The sequence below is a fragment of the Enterobacter sp. PTB genome (genome assembly GCF_051130085.1).
GTDB classification, from domain to species: domain Bacteria; phylum Pseudomonadota; class Gammaproteobacteria; order Enterobacterales; family Enterobacteriaceae; genus Enterobacter; species Enterobacter ludwigii.
The window spans coordinates 22407-39075 of record NZ_JBDKEE010000002.1 but is presented as its reverse complement, the minus strand read 5'-3'; the positions used below and the strand labels follow the sequence as shown (position 1 = coordinate 39075).

Here is a 16669-nt window from a genome sequence, read left to right as displayed (position 1 = left end):
AATGAATAATTTGTGCGCTAATGAGCAGCTGCGGGAGAAAACATGATGGACGATCTGGAGCAGAATTTGCTGTTTCGTTACATGGGTACGCATAGCCCCTGGTGGCGAATGACAGCTGACAGCAATGCTCTGCACCTTGCCGCCAGCGAAAATGCCGATGTGACTGAGGTGGTGGCGCTGGATGATGAACAAGCCGAACTTATCCGCCAGTTAACCGTCATTACCTCCAGCATCTCCATGACGCTCTCGTTGTACGGGGAAGATGTCCCGGTTCATCTTGTGGGGCGCAAAATAACCCGAAATGAATGGGCCGGCACCGCGTCAGCGTGGAACGATACGCCCTCCGTGGCCCGTGACCTGGCTCAGGGCCTCTCTTTTGCTGAACAGGTTGTCTCTGAAGCCAACTCCGTCATCGTTATTCTCGATCATAACGGCAATATTCAGCGTTTTAACCGGCTGAGTGAAGAATATACCGGTCTGAAAGAACAAGAAGTTATTGGCCAGAACGTGTTCAAGCTGTTTATGAGCCGCAGCGAAGCGGCAGCTTCAAAGCGCAATATCACCGGTTTTTTTCGCAACGGCAGCTCCTACGAGGTCGAACGCTGGATCAAAACGCGTAAAGGGCAACGGCTGTTTTTGTTCAGAAACAAGTTTGTTCATAGCGGCAGCGGCAAAAATGAAATTTTCCTTATCTGTTCCGGCACCGACATTACCGAGGAGCGCCGCGCCCAGGAGCGTCTGCGCGTGCTGGCCAATACCGACACCATTACCGGTTTACCAAACCGTAATGCGATCCACGAACTGATTTCTGATGCCATCGCCAGCCGCGGTGAAACGCAGGTAGGCGTGGTGTATCTCGACCTGGATAACTTTAAAAAGGTCAACGATGCCTACGGCCATATGTTTGGCGACCAGCTATTGCAGGCTGTCGCTCTGGCCATTCTGAGCTGTCTGGATGACGGTCAGGTGCTGGCGCGACTTGGCGGTGATGAGTTTATTGTCATGGCCACAGATACCTCTCAGGGCTCTCTGGAAGCGATGGCGTCGCGGATCTTAACCCGTCTGCGCCAGCCGTTCAGAATCGGCCTGATAGAAATTTACACCGGTTGCTCGCTCGGTATCGCCCTCGCGCCACAGCACGGTAACGACAGGGAAAGCGTCATCCGTAATGCCGATACCGCCATGTACACGGCGAAAGAGAATGGCCGGGGCAAGTTCTGCGTCTTCTCACCTGAGATGAACCAGCGCGTATTTGAATATCTCTGGCTGGATACCAACCTGCGTAAAGCGCTGGATAACGATCAGCTTCTGATTCATTACCAGCCTAAAATTACCTGGCGGGGTGAAATCCGAAGTCTGGAAGCGCTGGTGCGCTGGCAGTCGCCGGAACGCGGTTTAATCCCTCCGCTGGAGTTTATCTCTTATGCCGAGGAGTCGGGATTGATTGTCCCGCTGGGCCGCTGGGTGATGCTTGATGTGGTGCGCCAGGTGGCTAAATGGCGCGATAAGGGGATTAACCTGCGCGTGGCGGTCAACGTCTCCGCACGTCAGCTGGCCGACCAGACCATTTTCAGCGATTTAAAGCAGGCGCTGAAGGATCTGGATTTTGAATACTGCCCCATCGACGTTGAACTCACGGAAAGCTGTCTTATCGAAAACGAAGAGCTGGCGCTCTCTGTGATCCAGCAGTTCAGCAAACTTGGCGCGCAAATTCATCTTGATGATTTCGGTACCGGCTACTCGTCTCTGTCGCAGCTGGCGCGGTTCCCTATCGACGCCATTAAACTCGATCAATCCTTCGTCAGGGATATACATAAACAATCGATCTCCCAGTCTCTGGTGCGGGCCATCGTCGCGGTGGCACAGGCATTAAACCTGCAGGTCATTGCTGAAGGGGTCGAGAGCGCGAAAGAAGACGCCTTTCTGACCAAGAACGGCGTCAACGAACGGCAGGGCTTTCTCTTCGCTAAGCCGATGCCCGCTGCCGCATTAGAGCGATGGCTAAAGCGATATCAGTCGCGAAAACAACGTTAACTGGCTTTGCGTAACGCCCCATGATGGCGGTTTTGCAGCATCACCAGACGCTCCATATAGGCGATATCTTTTGGCTCGAGGCAAAACGCCGCATCAACCCAGTCTTCCGTGATATCCATCAGTTCACTGCGCGGCAGTTGCAGTACCCGGGTTCGGGCGCGCAACATCGCCCTTACCCCGTTCAGCTTCGGCCGCAGCGTGTCGATGAAGGTTCTGACGGAGACGTAGCTCTGCCCGGGCTCAAACAGCACATCGACCAATCCATGTTGTTCGTACCATTCTGCCGTATGCGACTCCCCCTTGTAGATGAGTTCTTCCGCCAGTTTCATCCCTGCCCGACGTGCGACCAGCGAATATGCCCCCATGCCCGGGAACAGGTTGAAGGCAATTTCCGGGAAGCCCAGACGGGCATCGCGCTGAGAGAGAACAAAATGGTGTGCCAGCGCAGCCTCAAACCCACCGCCTAGCGCGCTGCCTTCAACCATTGCCAGAGAGACCGCGCCCGTATCAAACCCCCGCGACGCTGCGTGCACACAGTCGACGCAGGCACGTGCATACGCGCGTAACGCTTCACGTCGTCCATTTTGAATGCACTCTACGAAGAACTGTAAATCGCCTCCCGCATTATACATTTCAGGAACCAGTGACCCGGTTACCCAAAAATCGACCAGATACCCGGACTGGCGAACCAGCCAGGAGAGGTTCATGATCTCCTCAATTAACGCATGATTAAAACAAGGACGAGGTTGCGCCCGTAGCATCATCCAGATGGTGTGCCGCTCTTCCTCGTAGTAGGCTGACAACTGTGTGAAACGTTCAGTATCGGTAAACAGGGTGCAGGTAGGCTGGTTGATAACTGTCATAGTCTAATTCCTCACAGAAAAAGCGCCTTGCGCGCAGTTTTAGACTAATCCACTCATTAAGCCCGCAGCATGTGGGGGAATAAATTTATCACTTTCATTTATGTGATTTAGTTATTGCATTTTTTCCCTTCTCTTTTGATCCCATTTTCTGCATCATTGAAAATATTACCTTTTCGCACCTGGGGTGAGATTATGTCTACTATTGATGCACAAGCTGTAGCACAACGTATTGATACCGTGCTGGATATCCTGGTGGCAGGCGATTATCACTCGGCGATCCGTAATCTGGAGATCCTGAAGTCTGAACTTCTTGCTCAGAAGGGTGCTGAAAACGCGCCCGAGAACGGACAGCCAAAAGCGCCGTGGGAAGTTTGATCCTGCTGTTTTCGAACCTGTTTCGCTTTATTAATTGGATGCTATGAATTCCCGACAACAAATCATTTTGCAGATGGTCATTGACCAGGGACGCGTCAGCGTAGTCGATCTCGCTAAAACCACCGGCGTTTCAGAAGTCACCATCCGCCAGGATCTTAACCTGCTGGAGAAACAGAGCTACCTGCGTCGTGCGCATGGATATGCGGTCCCGCTCGATAGCGAGGATGTTGAGACGCGCATGATGAACAACTACGCCCTGAAGCGTGAGCTGGCGGAATTTGCCGCGTCTTTAGTTAACAATGGCGAGACGGTGTTTATCGAAAACGGCAGTAGCAATGCCTTACTGGCGCGCACGCTTGCCGAACAGAAAGACGTTACTATCATCACGGTCAGTAGCTATATCGCGCACCTGCTCAAAGAGACCCGCTGCGAGGTGATCCTGCTGGGCGGCATTTACCAGAAAAAAAGCGAAAGCATGGTTGGCCCCCTGACCCGCCAGTATGTTCAGCAGGTCCATTTCAGTAAGGCCTTTATTGGTATTGATGGCTGGCAGCCAGAAACGGGCTTCACCGGCCGCGATATGATGCGTTCTGATGTGGTGAATGCGGTGCTGGAAAAAGAGTGTGAGGCCATTGTGCTGACTGACAGCTCAAAATTTGGCGCCGTCCACCCTTATACCATGGGGCCAGTCTCTCGCTTTAGCCGCGTAATTACCGACGAACGTTTGAGCGATGAGCATCGTATTAAACTGGAAGATGACGGTCTTATCGTCAATATTATTAAAAAGTCGTCCTGAGTCCTTTAAGCGCCCGAATGTCGGGCGCCTATGTCCCTACTGTCTGAGATGATTCCTAACCCTCCTTTAAGAGTTTTTACCTGTTTAACCCGCCTTAAAGTCGTAAAATTAATGTTAGCGATATAACAGGAAGTGACTATCACCTGCGTGATTACGTAACGCCTGCGCGACCAGCTTTCACGGAAAACAGTTTTTAAGTATTCAATTCGTCTATACTTAAAGCGTAGCTCTTTCCGTGAATCGATAATTCAGGAGAAAGTATTATGACCTTAACCAGCAAAAAATTAGCCGCCGCTGTTCTGGCAATCACTGTAGCAATGTCCCTGAGCGCTTGCTCTAACTGGTCTAAACGTGACCGCAACACCGCAATTGGTGCCGGTGCTGGTGCTCTGGGCGGTGCGGTATTAACAGATGGTAGTACGCTGGGTACATTAGGTGGCGCTGCTGTCGGTGGTATTATCGGTCACCAGGTCGGCAAATAATTATTAAATAAGCCTCCACCGGTACTGCGATATTAGAACGCATTTCAGGTCTGACTTACGCACGTAAAAAAAAGAGCCACGGCAAATGCCGTGGCTCATCTATTTTAGCCGCCCGCCAGTTTCACTTTCATGCCTTTGGCTTCGAGCAGGGATTTAATTAAATCACGTTTATCGCCCTGGATTTCGATAATGCCGTCTTTCACGGCACCACCGCAGCCACATTTCTTTTTCAGATCGGCGGCCAGCTTAACCAGTTCCGCGTCGTCAAGATCAATGCCGGAGATAAGGCATACGCCCTTACCTTTGCGCCCACTGGTCTGACGCTGGATACGAACAATACCGTCCCCCTTCGGGCGCTCGGCTTTCGCTTTTGGTTCGTCTATACGCCCACTTTCTGTTGAGTAGACCAGACGACTGTTGGAATCAGTCATTATGCCCCCTTTTTCAGTGATGCATTGATCGCCTTGAGCGTCTCAGACGGGTTAGCAGACTGCGTCACAGGACGCCCAATGACCATATAGTCTACCCCTGCCGCCAGCGCCTGTTCAGGCGTCATAATGCGACGCTGATCGCCTGCCTCGCTGCCGGCCGGGCGAATACCTGGGGTAACAAGTTTGAAAGCCTGGCCCAGTTCTGATTTGAAACGCACGGCTTCCTGCGCGGAACAGACGACACCATCAAGCCCGCAATTTTGCGTCAGGCGCGCGAGACGCTCTGCATGCTCGGCAGGTGACAACGTCACGCCGAGATCGCGTAAATCACTCTCATCCATACTGGTCAGCACGGTAACCGCAATCAGCAACGGTGCGTCGCTGCCGAACGGCAGGAGCGCTTCACGGGCTGCGGTCATCATTCTTGCCCCACCCGATGCATGCACATTGACCATCCACACCCCCAGTTCTGCAGCAGCAGCCACGGCGTGCGCGGTGGTATTCGGAATATCGTGGAATTTAAGGTCGAGGAAAACGTCAAAACCACGCTGTTGCAGGTCGCGTACGATTTGCGGTCCAAACAGCGTGAACATCTCTTTGCCAACTTTCAGACGGCAGTCGCGAGGGTCTATACCGTCGACAAAGGCCAGTGCCGCGTCACGTTTATTGTAATCAAGCGCAACAACAACAGGAGAATCAGTAATTACGTGGGAAGCGGAGGAAGTAACAGACGTCATGACCAGCCCTTTTCGTCTATGGGCGCGCAGCGGCGCGGAACAGATAAACGGCGAGCATTCTACCTGCCAGCGCTGCAAATTGACAGGATCGATTTACTCTCCTGCCTGGCCGGCAAACCGCACGGACTCGATGGGTTCTGAAAACCCATCAGTATGTTGTAACTAAAATAGATCGTTTTTAAAAATTACTGCCCATCAAGGCCTCGGATTGGCTTGATGGTCGACCATGCCCGGCATGAAGGACAGTGCCAGTACAGCGTATACGCCGTAAACCCACACTTCTGGCAACGATAGCGCGGTTTGCTTCGTACCTGCTCGCCTACCATGTCGCGCAGTACCATCAGGCTCTCTTTGGCGCGCCCTTCCTCTGCATCGTTGAGGTGGTAGTCCATCAGCTTATGGAAAACCCGCATGGTCGGATGACGCTGCAGCTGACGCGTAATATAGACCTGCGCGGTATCACTGCCCTCATACTGCTCAACCACGTCCGAGAGCATCAGTTCGGCAGTCGCGCCGGTGTTCTCTTCCACGCAACGACGCAGGAACGCCACCCATTCATCCTGCTTATCCAGTTGTTGATAGCAGGTTTGCAGCATGTCGAGGGTTTCACTGACCAGCTCTTTATCCTGGTCAATAACCCGCAACAGGCTCTCTACAGCTTTGGCATAGTCGCCGTTCGCCATAAAGACGCGCCCCATCATGATGGAGATACGCGCGCTGTTACGGTCAGCGGCTGCACCCTTTTTAAGCAACGCCATGGCTTTGTCCATGTCGTCGTTGCCCATTTGCTGAAGGGCCAGTTCACAGTAGAAGTGGGCTATCTCAACTCGCTGCTTATCTTTGCCCAGCTTCACCAGACGCTCGGCCGTATCAATGGCTTTCTGCCAGTCACTGGTGGCCTGATAAATCTGCAGCAGCTGCTGCAAGGCACTGACGCGGAAATCCGTTTCATCCACCAGCTGCGAGAACATGTCTTCTGCACGGTCGTACAGCCCCGCCGCCATGTAATCACGACCCAGCTGTTGTACCGCCAGCAGGCGTTGATCGTAGGTCAACGAGGCGCTTTCCATAAGGGTCTGGTGAATACGAATGGCGCGGTCAACCTCGCCGCGCGAGCGGAACAGGTTTCCCAGGGTGAGATGCGCTTCAACGGTGCCCGTATCCTCTTTGAGCATATCGAGGAACAGGTCTACTGCTTTGTCCTGTTGATTGCTCAGGAGGAAGTTCACCCCAGCAACGTAGTCGCGGGAGAGTCGGTTAGCCTCATCCTGTTTTGTTTGTTGCGCACTTCTGCGGCCCATATACCAGCCATAGGCTGCGGCTACAGGCAAAAGCAGAAACAACAACTCCAGCATAGTCGATTATTCCTTGACGACCGGCACACCAGAGCTTTCCGGAATGTCGGACGCAGGCGCAATTTGATGTTCGAGTCGTTTAATTTTACGTTCAGCGCGCGCAAGTGAAACACGAACTTTCAACCAGAAAAGACCGCATACCAGCCAGCCAATCGCAAAGCCCGCGGCGAATAAAACCGCCAGAAGGCTCGATACACGATACTCGCCCTGCGCCAGCAGATAGTTAAACGTCACCTGTTGATCGTTTTGTGCACCCAATGTGACTGAAATGACAAAAATCGCCAATACCAGTAAGAAAATGAGTAAATATTTCACATTACTTCCCGTTATGTGGTTCAAGCGAATAAAGTGTGTTCAACTCATCGCAATCAGCCTTATAAACTACCATTTTAGTGACGTGCGCGAAACGGAAAAAGTGACGCGCCAGTCATGGATTTATGGGCAAAACACGGAATATCAACCGTCAGGCGTCGCTTTGGTCCCTTTCGGCGATCTCTTCTTCCTCGACAGGCGGTGGCGTTAACGGACCGCAGATGCGTTCAGCAAGCCATGTTGCCAGCGTCACAAGCAGCCATGAGATCAGCGTAGCCACCACCAAATCCCGCGGCCAGTGCATACCCAGCAGCAAACGACTGCCCATCACCCCTGTGGCCCAGACCAGTAAAATCGCGATCGTGACAGTACGTCGCCGTGGCCAAAGCAGCCCTACACCCAGTAACGCCCAGCTGGCGGCAAACATGGTATGGCCGGAAGGAAAAGCAAACCCGGTCTCTTTTTGCCAGTGTTTACGTAAGAACTTCGGGATATCCTGCTGTTCCGCAAGCTGTTCTTTGACCAGCGCACCACGATCTTTACGTTTTAAATTGTAGAACTCATCCACCGGAACATGGTGCGCTTTTTCCAGCCAGACGACAAAAGGACGCGGCTCCTGGACATGATCTTTAACCCAGGACTTCACGCCCTGACCGATGAGGATCGCCCCACCCAGTATCGCAAAGAGCATCAGCGCCGCACGCAGACGAAAGCGCAAACACCACAGAAACCAGGCGCAAAGGATCACATGCGTGATAATTCCCCACGGCTGGGTGACCGTCTCCGTTATCCAGTATAATGTTTTCAGCCATGTGGCGTTCTGCCCCGGCTGCCACATCCAGCCTGAGACCCATACGGCCAGCGGCATAATAAGTAGAATGGCCGCACCTGCTGCCGTACGTCTGGCGATTGAAAGCATGTCTTCTCCTTTTTCGCTAAGCACCACAATCATAACTGAAATTCATCTGTTGGGTGGATATGTCGGATCGTGCGTTTAACGTCCATATAGCATGGCGCCCATTAGGCGAACGTGCTGAGCTTGTGGCAAAATGAACAGATACAGAAAGCCAAACAGGCGAAAGGCACGAAACGTGTCAGCCTACTCTGGAGAATCACATGCAGCTTAAACGTGTGGCAGAAGCCAAACTGCCAACCCCATGGGGCGATTTCCTGATGGTGGGATTTGAAGAACTGGCAACCGGACAGGATCATGTCGCGCTGGTGTTCGGTGACATTTCAGGACAGACGCCGGTACTCTCTCGCGTACATTCGGAGTGTCTGACTGGCGATGCCTTGTTCAGCCTGCGCTGTGATTGCGGTTTCCAGCTTGAAGCAGCCCTTTCTCACATCGCTGAAGAAGGTCGTGGGGTGCTGCTTTATCACCGTCAGGAAGGTCGTAATATTGGCCTGCTGAATAAAATCCGCGCCTACGCGCTGCAGGATCAGGGATACGATACGGTTGAAGCGAACCACCAGCTCGGGTTTGCCGCCGATGAGCGCGACTTTACCCTGTGCGCCGATATGTTCAAGCTTCTTGGGGTAGATGAGGTCCGTCTGCTGACCAATAACCCGAAAAAGGTGGAAATCCTGACCGAAGCGGGGATCAATATCGTCGAACGTGTTCCGCTGATTGTCGGCCGTAACCCGAAAAACGCCCACTATCTTGATACCAAAGCCGCCAAAATGGGTCACCTCCTGAGCGAGTGATCGCGAGATGCCCGGCATCGCCATCGCGAGCCGGGCTGAGTGCGTCAATCCAGCATTTTACGAATTACGTAATGTAATATGCCGTCGTTCTGGTAGTAAGTCAGCTCGGTTGCCGTATCAATGCGACACCGGCATTCAAGCACTTCCGTTTTACCGTCTGCTCGCGTTAACGTCACCGGAACCGTTTTACCCGGCTGCAGGTTTTGCAGACCACTAATATCAATCTGCTCTTCCCCGGTCAGCCCCAGCGTTTTACGGGTGACGCCCTGCGGGAACTCTAGCGGCAGGATCCCCATCCCGATAAGATTCGAACGGTGAATACGCTCGAAAGATTCGGCAATGACCACGCGTACCCCAAGCAGGCGCGGACCTTTCGCTGCCCAGTCTCGACTGGAGCCGGAGCCGTACTCTTTACCGGCAATCACCGCCAGCGGCGTGCCTTCCTGTTGGTATTTGACGGCGGCATCATAAATCGAAACCACTTCCGTGCCAGGTAAATGACGCGTCATGCCCCCTTCCACGCCTGGAACCATTTCGTTGCGGATGCGGATGTTGGCAAACGTCCCGCGCATCATCACTTCGTGGTTACCACGACGCGATCCGTAGGAGTTGAAGTCCCGGCGTTCCACCCCACGGCTTTGCAGATAGCGCCCTGCCGGACTGTCGGCTTTGATACTGCCCGCCGGCGAGATGTGGTCCGTGGTAACGGAATCGCCCAGCATCGCCAGAATACGCGCCCCGTGGATATCCTTAAGCGGAGCAGGTTCAGCCAGCATGTCATCGAAGAACGGTGACAGACGAATATAGGTCGAATCATCCTGCCAGTCATAGGTATCCGAGCCCACGACGTTAATTGTTTTCCATTCCGGCGTGCCCTCAAACACTTCCGCATACTCTTTGCGGAACATTTCGGTTGAGACCTTTTCAACGGCTCGCGCGATGTCGCGTGAAGACGGCCAGATATCTTTCAGGTAAACAGGCTCGTTCTTGCGATCTTGACCAATCGGGTCTGTCGTGAGATTGATATTCATGTTTCCCGCCAGCGCGTAAGCCACAACCAGCGGCGGCGAGGCCAGCCAGTTGGTTTTCACCAGCGGATGAATACGCCCTTCAAAGTTGCGGTTACCGGAAAGAACCGCACCCACGGTAAGATCGCCCTGCTTGATCGCCGTTTCAATCGGCTCAGGCAGCGGACCGGAGTTACCGATACAGGTAGTACATCCGTAACCCACGAGGTTAAAGCCCAGCTCGTCAAGGTACGGGGTGAGTTTTGCCTGCGCCAGGTAATCTGAAACCACTTTAGAGCCCGGGGCCAGCGAAGCCTTAACCCACGGCTGCGGTTTCAGGCCAAGCTCAACGGCTTTTTTGGCCAACAGTCCCGCGGCCATCAAAACGCTTGGGTTCGAGGTGTTGGTGCAGGAGGTGATAGCGGCAATAACCACCGCGCCATCCGGAAGTTGATACTGATGTCCGTTCAGGACATAGTCTATTGGACGGTGATCTTTTTTCGCGACATTAACTTCCAGTTCATTGCTGGCGGCAAAAGCTTTCGGTACGTCCGGTAACGCGACCCGATCCTGCGGACGTTTTGGCCCGGCAAGGCTCGCCTCGACGCTTCCCATATCCAGCTCAAGCGTGCTGGTAAATACCGGCTCATCACCCGGGTTTCGCCACATCCCCTGCGCTTTAGTGTAGGCCTCGACCAGCGCGACCTGCTCTTCACTGCGACCACTCAGGCGCATATATTCCAGCGTGACGTCATCGATGGGGAAGAAGCCACAGGTCGCGCCATATTCCGGCGCCATATTGGCGATCGTGGCGCGATCGGCCAGCGGCAGCGAATCCAGCCCGTCACCGTAGAATTCAACAAATTTACCCACCACGCCATGCTTACGCAGCATCTGGGTGACGGTCAACACCAGGTCGGTGGCGGTAATGCCTTCCGACAGCTTACCGGTGAGTTTGAAGCCCACCACATCAGGAATGAGCATCGACACCGGCTGACCAAGCATAGCCGCTTCCGCTTCAATACCCCCGACGCCCCACCCCAGCACACCGAGGCCGTTAATCATGGTGGTATGTGAATCCGTCCCGACCAGCGTATCCGGATAAGCCACCCACTCTTTATCCTGCAATTCACTCCAGACGGCTTTGCCCAGATATTCGAGGTTAACCTGATGGCAAATACCGGTTCCAGGCGGAACCACGCTAAAGCGGCTGAACGCCTGTTGCCCCCATTTCAGGAAGACATAGCGCTCGTGGTTACGTTCCATCTCCAGACGTACGTTTTCGCCAAAAGCGTCATCATCACCGAAGTGGTCAACGGTCACGGAGTGGTCAATCACGAGGTCAACGGGAGAAAGCGGATTCACTTTTGCCGTATCGCCACCGAGGCGCTTAACGGCTTCGCGCATGGCGGCTAAATCAACCACGGCGGGAACACCGGTAAAGTCCTGCATCAGGACCCTCGCCGGGCGATAGGCTATTTCTCTGTCGGCATGGGCACTCTTCAGCCACCCCGCCAGCGCCTGGATATCCTCGAGGGTGACGGAATCGCCATCCTGCCAGCGTAAGAGGTTTTCCAGCAAAACTTTCAAGGACTTGGGTAAACGCGAAATGTCCCCAAGCGTTCTGGCAGCCAGTGGCAGGCTATAGTAATGCCAGGTTTTGTTTTCTGCCTGTAATGTGTCCTTACTGGCTTCGCGTAGGGTTAACGACATAAGCTCCTCCTTAATTACAGAGATGTCCTGACAATCATCAGGGCTGTAATTAAAGATAACACAAAGATGTCGTAACGTTTTGATAACAACCCGAATTGATAAATTTAGGAATGGTCCAGTGAAGTGCGAAAACAAAAAACCCCGCCGCAGCGAGGTTTTGGATTTACAGGAAGGCCAGCCAGATGAGCTGAGACCAGAACAGGATCGACACAGAAAAAACGCCGAGCCATGACCAGTATTTGTGAGACATCATGTTATTCATCATAGGGTACACCAGGCATTATTTTTAAAAAGGCTCCGAGGTTTGCCCTCAGTTCTATATTGCTGATGTGTATTTATTAAAGAGTACAAAGGTGCAGAGTCTTTATTCAGACTATTTGCATCATTACGCAATTAACTAAATTATTGTTTTTTGGGTTCGTCTTCTGCGAACACATCAATAAAGGCTTGCTGCTGTGGCGTCAGTTTCCAGGACGCGGGGACAACGGTCGCAGGTGCTTTGCGTCCTTTGTGACCACTGTCACGATGCTGACACATCTGTTTTACCGTTTCTGTACGTACCGTCACTGCCATATTCAACCCCAATATTTCCAGGCAAGGAGAGCAACCACTACCCAAAACAGGGCGGAGACGAGAAAGACCGCCAGCCAGGCTTTACGCTTGAGCGCAGGATCCCTTTGCGGTTCTTCACTTCCTGAAGGCATTGCTAACCTCATACAATCGATATCGCTTATCATTTAGGACCAAACAATTGGTACAATTAATCATCTGTTGAGATAAATCCTAAAGAAACTTTAGCCGAAAAGCCAGTGAATTTACGCATCAATTGGTGGGAAATATTCAATCTTTTGACCAGAAATAAATAATTGAAAAGAAATATTTGCGTAGCCGTAAATTAGTTTCTACTTTTGTCGCCAATTCACGACATTAAAACCATACAGATTAAATGGGTAATGACATTATATGGCAGGGAAAATGTAGATGATGATAATTATGATTTAGCTTTGAGGAGTTAATTCGGTATCTTTCCGTGAGGGAAAGATACCGGGAGTGATTATTTTGCCGGAAGTTTGATGTCTTTAAACATCTCTTCAATATCTTCATTTGAGCGTAATGCAACCGCCGTATCGACCACGTCACGCGTTAAATGCGGGGCAAAGCGTTGAATAAAATCATACATATAGCTGCGCAGGAAGGTGCTGCGACGGAAACCAATTTTGGTCGTGCTGTGGCTGAAAATATCGTGCGCATCAAGACGAACCAAATCCGGATCTGAAACCGGGTCGACGGCCATGCTGGCAATCACCCCAACGCCCAGGCCAAGCCGCACATAGGTTTTAATGACATCAGCATCCGTGGCGGTAAAGACAATGCGCGGCGTTAATCCCGCCCGGTTAAAGGCCGTATCAAGCTCAGAACGTCCGGTGAAGCCGAAGGTGTATGTCACTAAAGGATATTGCGCCAGCTCTTCAATAGTCACCGACCCTTTCCCCGCCAGCGGATGATCCGGGGTCACTACGATAGAACGGTTCCAGTGGTAGCACGGTAGCATAACCAGATCGTCATACAGGTGAAGCGCTTCTGTCGCGATGGCAAAGTCCGCGTTGCCCTTTGAAACCGCTTCAGCGATTTGCGTGGGCGAGCCCTGATGCATATGCAAAGAGACGCGCGGATAACGTTCTATAAAGCCCTTAATAACGCCTGGCAGCGCATAACGCGCCTGAGTATGCGTTGTGGCAATATAAAGCGAGCCTTTATCCGGCCAGGTATGTTCACCCGCCACGGACTTAATAGCGTCAACTTTGGAGAGGACTTCCCGGGCAATACGAATGATTTCCTGCCCGGCGGGTGTCACCTGCGTGAGGTGCTTACCGCTGCGAGCGAAAATCTGGATACCTAATTCGTCCTCCAGCATACGAACCTGTTTGCTGATGCCCGGTTGCGAGGTATATAACCCCTCAGCGGTAGAAGAGACGTTGAGGTTGTGATTCACCACCTCAACGATATAACGAAGCTGCTGTAATTTCATGCCAGACCATCCGATTTAGCGCACGCGGTCAATCGCTTAAGACGATTTGATAATAAGAAAAGGGTTAACTATAACCACTATATCATTTATAGCCTGACTGTATAGTACGGAACAAAAAATAATAACAAGGTAATAAAAAAGGGCCGGAAGTCCGGCCCTTTTACAGGTAAGTTACGGTAAGGGAAGATTATTTCTTGCCTTCAACCCATTTTCCGTCGACAAAGAAGGCGGACCAGCCGGTCGCTTTCCCCTCTTTCTCAGCCGCAACGTACTGCTGTTTTGTTTTACGGCTAAAACGTACCACCGTTTTATTGCCTTCAGGATCCTGCTGTGGCGCATCGGCCAGATAACGCAGTTTCTCAGGCAGACGGTCGCGGAAGCGATGCAGCTCTTCCACCAGCGGCGCGCGGGTTTCACGCGATTTCGGGAAGGTGTTTGCCGCGAGGAAGACCCCGGCAGCACCGTCACGCAGCACGAAATAGGCGTCAGACTTCTCACACGGCAATTCTGGCAGCGGAACCGGATCTTCCTTCGGCGGCGCGACTTCACCGTTACGCAGAATCTTACGGGTGTTCTTACACTCGTCGTTGGTGCACGCCATGTATTTCCCGAAACGCCCCATTTTCAGGTGCATTTCCGAGCCACACTTCTCGCACTCAACGATAGGGCCGTCATAGCCTTTGATGCGGAACTCACCCTCTTCGATCTCATAACCATCACACGTTGGGTTATTCCCGCAGACGTGCAATTTGCGTTTCGGATCGATCAGGTAGCTGTCCATCGCCGTGCCACATTTCTTACAACGACGTTTGGCACGCAGGGCATTGGTTTCTGCATCGTCACCTTCCAGCACGTTAAGAACTTCGTTCTCAGGTACCAGGTTGATGGTGGTTTTGCAGCGCTCTTTCGGCGATAACGCATAGCCAGAGCAACCGAGGAAGACGCCTGTTGTCGCAGTACGGATCCCCATCTTACGGCCACAGGTTGGGCAATCGATGCTGGTCAGTACCATCTGGTTAGGCAGCATGCCGCCCTCTTCAGGATCTTTCTCCGCTTTTTCAAGCTGGTTGGTAAAGTCGCTGAAGAAGCTGTCGAGCACTTTCTTCCATTCCGCCTGATGACTGGCAACCTGGTCAAGGCTGTCTTCCATCTGTGCGGTAAAGTCGTAGTTCATCAACTCGCGGAAGTTGGCTTCCAGACGGTCGGTTACGATCTCACCCATTTTTTCAGCGTAGAAACGGCGGTTTTCAACACGCACATAACCACGATCCTGAATGGTCGAAATGATTGACGCATAGGTTGACGGACGACCAATACCGCGTTTTTCCAGCTCTTTTACCAGCGATGCTTCGCTAAAGCGCGCAGGCGGCTTGGTAAAGTGCTGAGCTGGCACGAGGTCAACCAGAGAGAGTTCATCCCCTTTGTTCACCGCCGGCAGCGTTCGGTCTTCGTCGCCTTTACGCAGTGCAGGCATGACTTTCGTCCAGCCGTCGAAACGCAGGATACGGCCACGCGCTTTCAGACGGAAATCACCCGCCCCGACGGTAAGCGTAGTGGAATCGTACTGCGCGGGTGTCATTTGACACGCGACGAACTGGCGCCAGATAAGCTGGTACAGCTTCTGGGCGTCGGCTTCCATATCCTTCAGCGAGTCCGCTAACACAGAGACGTCAGAAGGACGAATGGCTTCGTGCGCTTCCTGTGAGTTCTCTTTGCTGGCGTACTGGTTAGCGCTTTCCGGCAGGTATTTCTTACCGAAATTGTCACCGATATAGCCGCGCACCATGTTAACCGCATCCTGACTCAGGTTAGTCGAGTCGGTACGCATGTAGGTGATGTAACCCGCTTCATACAAGCGCTGGGCCATCATCATGGTTTTCTTCACGCCATAACCCAGACGCGTGCTTGCGGCCTGTTGCAGCGTAGAGGTAATAAACGGTGCGCCAGGCTTACTGCTAGTCGGTTTGTCTTCACGCTCCAGAACCTGATAGCGTGCTTTTTCCAGCAGCGCCACCGCGGCCATGGTCTGGTCACGGTTTTCAGGACGGAAAGGCTTGTCGTTCTGATGGCTCACCTGCAGCGGCAGAGCATCCCCGCCCGGCGTGGTGACATTCGCGTCGACTTCCCAGAACTCTTCTGGCACAAACGCTTTAATTTCGCGTTCACGTTCAACGACAAGACGCACGGCAACGGATTGCACACGGCCTGCGGACAGACCACGGGCAATCTTTTTCCACAGCAGTGGAGACACCATGTAGCCCACAACACGGTCCATAAAGCGACGTGCCTGCTGCGCGTTTACACGGTCAATGTTCAGTTCGCCCGGCTTTTCAAACGCCTGACGAATCGCATTCTTCGTAATTTCGTTAAACACTACACGGCTGTAGCGTTTGTCATCACCACCGATCACTTCCCGCAGGTGCCACGCAATGGCTTCCCCTTCGCGGTCAAGGTCGGTTGCGAGATAGATGTGGTCTGCTTTTTCAGCAAGCTGCTTCAGCTCATTAACGACTTTTTCTTTACCGGGCAGCACTTCGTATTGTGCATCCCAGTTGTGCCATGGGTTAACACCCATGCGGTTGACAAGCGCGCTACGTTCATCCTTTTTAGGCTTTTTAGCCCCTTTGGTGGAGGTAGAGTCTGCGCTCTTTTTGCTGGCTGAGCCACTGGTCGGCAAATCGCGGATATGACCCACGCTGGACTTAACCACGTAGTCATTACCCAGATACTTATTGATCGTTTTGGCTTTTGCCGGGGACTCAACGATGACGAGAGCTTTACCCATATTCACCTTTACCTAATTTAATTCTTCCAGGAATACGCCGCAC

17 protein-coding genes are annotated in these 16669 nt (G+C 52.6%); 5 read left to right on the top strand and 12 right to left on the bottom strand.

Annotated elements, in window-relative coordinates:
• The first annotated feature begins 42 nt into the window (after positions 1 to 42).
• Positions 43 to 2034: a cyclic di-GMP phosphodiesterase gene (gene pdeR / locus AAIR21_RS02345; RefSeq protein WP_183516294.1), complete on the top strand. Its 1992-nt coding sequence runs from the start codon at positions 43 to 45 to the stop codon at positions 2032 to 2034.
• On the opposite strand, the gene AAIR21_RS02340 is transcribed toward pdeR, so the two are convergent.
• Positions 2031 to 2897, bottom strand: coding sequence for a crotonase/enoyl-CoA hydratase family protein (locus AAIR21_RS02340; RefSeq protein ID WP_014170362.1), 867 nt, complete (start codon positions 2895 to 2897; stop codon positions 2031 to 2033). The genes pdeR and AAIR21_RS02340 overlap by 4 nt on opposite strands.
• A 192-nt stretch (positions 2898 to 3089) precedes the next feature.
• Here AAIR21_RS02340 and AAIR21_RS02335 point away from each other — a divergent pair, with 192 nt between their 5' ends.
• The 3 genes from AAIR21_RS02335 (at position 3090) to osmB (ending at position 4550) form a co-directional block, all read left to right on the top strand.
• The gene (locus tag AAIR21_RS02335; protein ID WP_025204000.1) at positions 3090 to 3272 is read left to right on the top strand and encodes a YciZ family protein; all 183 of its coding nucleotides are present in this window, start codon (positions 3090 to 3092) and stop codon (positions 3270 to 3272) included.
• Positions 3273 to 3315: 43 nt separating this feature from the next.
• A complete protein-coding gene (gene yciT, locus AAIR21_RS02330) occupies positions 3316 to 4068 on the top strand; it encodes a DNA-binding transcriptional regulator YciT (protein WP_020882444.1) in 753 nt (250 codons plus the stop codon).
• 263 nt (positions 4069 to 4331) lie between these two features.
• Complete coding sequence (gene osmB, locus AAIR21_RS02325) at positions 4332 to 4550, top strand: osmotically-inducible lipoprotein OsmB (protein WP_008501216.1); 219 nt, start codon at positions 4332 to 4334, stop codon at positions 4548 to 4550.
• Positions 4551 to 4654: 104 nt separating this feature from the next.
• Here osmB and yciH read toward each other — a convergent pair whose 3' ends face one another.
• From yciH to pgpB, 5 genes are all read right to left on the bottom strand, one after another.
• Positions 4655 to 4981, bottom strand: coding sequence for a stress response translation initiation inhibitor YciH (gene yciH / locus AAIR21_RS02320; RefSeq protein ID WP_014170365.1), 327 nt, complete (start codon positions 4979 to 4981; stop codon positions 4655 to 4657).
• Positions 4981 to 5718, bottom strand: coding sequence for an orotidine-5'-phosphate decarboxylase (gene pyrF / locus AAIR21_RS02315; RefSeq protein WP_183516293.1), 738 nt, complete (start codon positions 5716 to 5718; stop codon positions 4981 to 4983). The genes yciH and pyrF overlap by 1 nt, the downstream gene beginning before the upstream one ends.
• A 185-nt stretch (positions 5719 to 5903) precedes the next feature.
• Positions 5904 to 7073: a lipopolysaccharide assembly protein LapB gene (gene lapB, locus AAIR21_RS02310; RefSeq protein ID WP_014170367.1), complete on the bottom strand. Its 1170-nt coding sequence runs from the start codon at positions 7071 to 7073 to the stop codon at positions 5904 to 5906.
• Positions 7074 to 7079: 6 nt separating this feature from the next.
• Positions 7080 to 7388, bottom strand: coding sequence for a LapA family protein (locus tag AAIR21_RS02305; RefSeq protein ID WP_013096374.1), 309 nt, complete (start codon positions 7386 to 7388; stop codon positions 7080 to 7082).
• A 148-nt stretch (positions 7389 to 7536) separates the two neighbouring features.
• Complete coding sequence (pgpB, locus tag AAIR21_RS02300; protein WP_020882442.1) at positions 7537 to 8304, bottom strand: phosphatidylglycerophosphatase B; 768 nt, start codon at positions 8302 to 8304, stop codon at positions 7537 to 7539.
• Between the two features lie 197 nt (positions 8305 to 8501).
• On the opposite strand from pgpB, the gene ribA reads away from it, so the two are divergent.
• Positions 8502 to 9092, top strand: coding sequence for a GTP cyclohydrolase II (gene ribA / locus AAIR21_RS02295; RefSeq protein ID WP_003856813.1), 591 nt, complete (start codon positions 8502 to 8504; stop codon positions 9090 to 9092).
• A 44-nt stretch (positions 9093 to 9136) separates the two neighbouring features.
• Here the strand turns inward: ribA and acnA are convergent, their stop codons facing one another.
• The 6 genes from acnA to topA form a co-directional block, all read right to left on the bottom strand.
• On the bottom strand, positions 9137 to 11812 hold the full coding sequence (gene acnA, locus AAIR21_RS02290) for an aconitate hydratase AcnA (RefSeq protein WP_183516292.1): 2676 nt from the start codon (positions 11810 to 11812) through the stop codon (positions 9137 to 9139).
• Positions 11813 to 11975: 163 nt separating this feature from the next.
• On the bottom strand, positions 11976 to 12074 hold the full coding sequence (gene ymiC, locus AAIR21_RS02285) for a small membrane protein YmiC (protein WP_032669830.1): 99 nt from the start codon (positions 12072 to 12074) through the stop codon (positions 11976 to 11978).
• A 140-nt stretch (positions 12075 to 12214) separates the two neighbouring features.
• Entirely contained in the window at positions 12215 to 12385 is a 171-nt protein-coding gene (locus AAIR21_RS02280) for a hypothetical protein (RefSeq protein ID WP_032669764.1), read from the bottom strand.
• Positions 12386 to 12387: 2 nt separating this feature from the next.
• Positions 12388 to 12528 (bottom strand): YmiA family putative membrane protein, encoded by a 141-nt coding sequence (locus AAIR21_RS02275; protein ID WP_214579162.1) that lies wholly within the window; start codon positions 12526 to 12528, stop codon positions 12388 to 12390.
• A 338-nt stretch (positions 12529 to 12866) separates the two neighbouring features.
• Positions 12867 to 13841, bottom strand: coding sequence for an HTH-type transcriptional regulator CysB (cysB, locus tag AAIR21_RS02270; protein ID WP_006175683.1), 975 nt, complete (start codon positions 13839 to 13841; stop codon positions 12867 to 12869).
• Between the two features lie 187 nt (positions 13842 to 14028).
• Positions 14029 to 16626 (bottom strand): type I DNA topoisomerase, encoded by a 2598-nt coding sequence (topA, locus tag AAIR21_RS02265; RefSeq protein ID WP_121339605.1) that lies wholly within the window; start codon positions 16624 to 16626, stop codon positions 14029 to 14031.
• Between the last annotated feature and the right edge of the window lie 43 nt (positions 16627 to 16669).

What these genes read in the sequence shown, in the direction of transcription:
- AAIR21_RS02280 (WP_032669764.1), bottom strand. Translation starts at nt 12,385, where the DNA reads ATGGCAGTGACGGTACGTACAGAAACGGTAAAACAGATGTGTCAGCAT.
- pyrF (WP_183516293.1), bottom strand. Translation starts at nt 5,718, where the DNA reads ATGACGTCTGTTACTTCCTCCGCTTCCCACGTAATTACTGATTCTCCT.
- acnA (WP_183516292.1), bottom strand. Translation starts at nt 11,812, where the DNA reads ATGTCGTTAACCCTACGCGAAGCCAGTAAGGACACATTACAGGCAGAA.
- cysB (WP_006175683.1), bottom strand. Translation starts at nt 13,841, where the DNA reads ATGAAATTACAGCAGCTTCGTTATATCGTTGAGGTGGTGAATCACAAC.
- yciH (WP_014170365.1), bottom strand. Translation starts at nt 4,981, where the DNA reads ATGACTGATTCCAACAGTCGTCTGGTCTACTCAACAGAAAGTGGGCGT.
- AAIR21_RS02340 (WP_014170362.1), bottom strand. Translation starts at nt 2,897, where the DNA reads ATGACAGTTATCAACCAGCCTACCTGCACCCTGTTTACCGATACTGAA.
- pdeR (WP_183516294.1), top strand. Translation starts at nt 43, where the DNA reads ATGATGGACGATCTGGAGCAGAATTTGCTGTTTCGTTACATGGGTACG.
- topA (WP_121339605.1), bottom strand. Translation starts at nt 16,626, where the DNA reads ATGGGTAAAGCTCTCGTCATCGTTGAGTCCCCGGCAAAAGCCAAAACG.
- yciT (WP_020882444.1), top strand. Translation starts at nt 3,316, where the DNA reads ATGAATTCCCGACAACAAATCATTTTGCAGATGGTCATTGACCAGGGA.
- AAIR21_RS02275 (WP_214579162.1), bottom strand. Translation starts at nt 12,528, where the DNA reads ATGAGGTTAGCAATGCCTTCAGGAAGTGAAGAACCGCAAAGGGATCCT.
- ymiC (WP_032669830.1), bottom strand. Translation starts at nt 12,074, where the DNA reads ATGAATAACATGATGTCTCACAAATACTGGTCATGGCTCGGCGTTTTT.
- pgpB (WP_020882442.1), bottom strand. Translation starts at nt 8,304, where the DNA reads ATGCTTTCAATCGCCAGACGTACGGCAGCAGGTGCGGCCATTCTACTT.
- lapB (WP_014170367.1), bottom strand. Translation starts at nt 7,073, where the DNA reads ATGCTGGAGTTGTTGTTTCTGCTTTTGCCTGTAGCCGCAGCCTATGGC.
- osmB (WP_008501216.1), top strand. Translation starts at nt 4,332, where the DNA reads ATGACCTTAACCAGCAAAAAATTAGCCGCCGCTGTTCTGGCAATCACT.
- AAIR21_RS02335 (WP_025204000.1), top strand. Translation starts at nt 3,090, where the DNA reads ATGTCTACTATTGATGCACAAGCTGTAGCACAACGTATTGATACCGTG.
- ribA (WP_003856813.1), top strand. Translation starts at nt 8,502, where the DNA reads ATGCAGCTTAAACGTGTGGCAGAAGCCAAACTGCCAACCCCATGGGGC.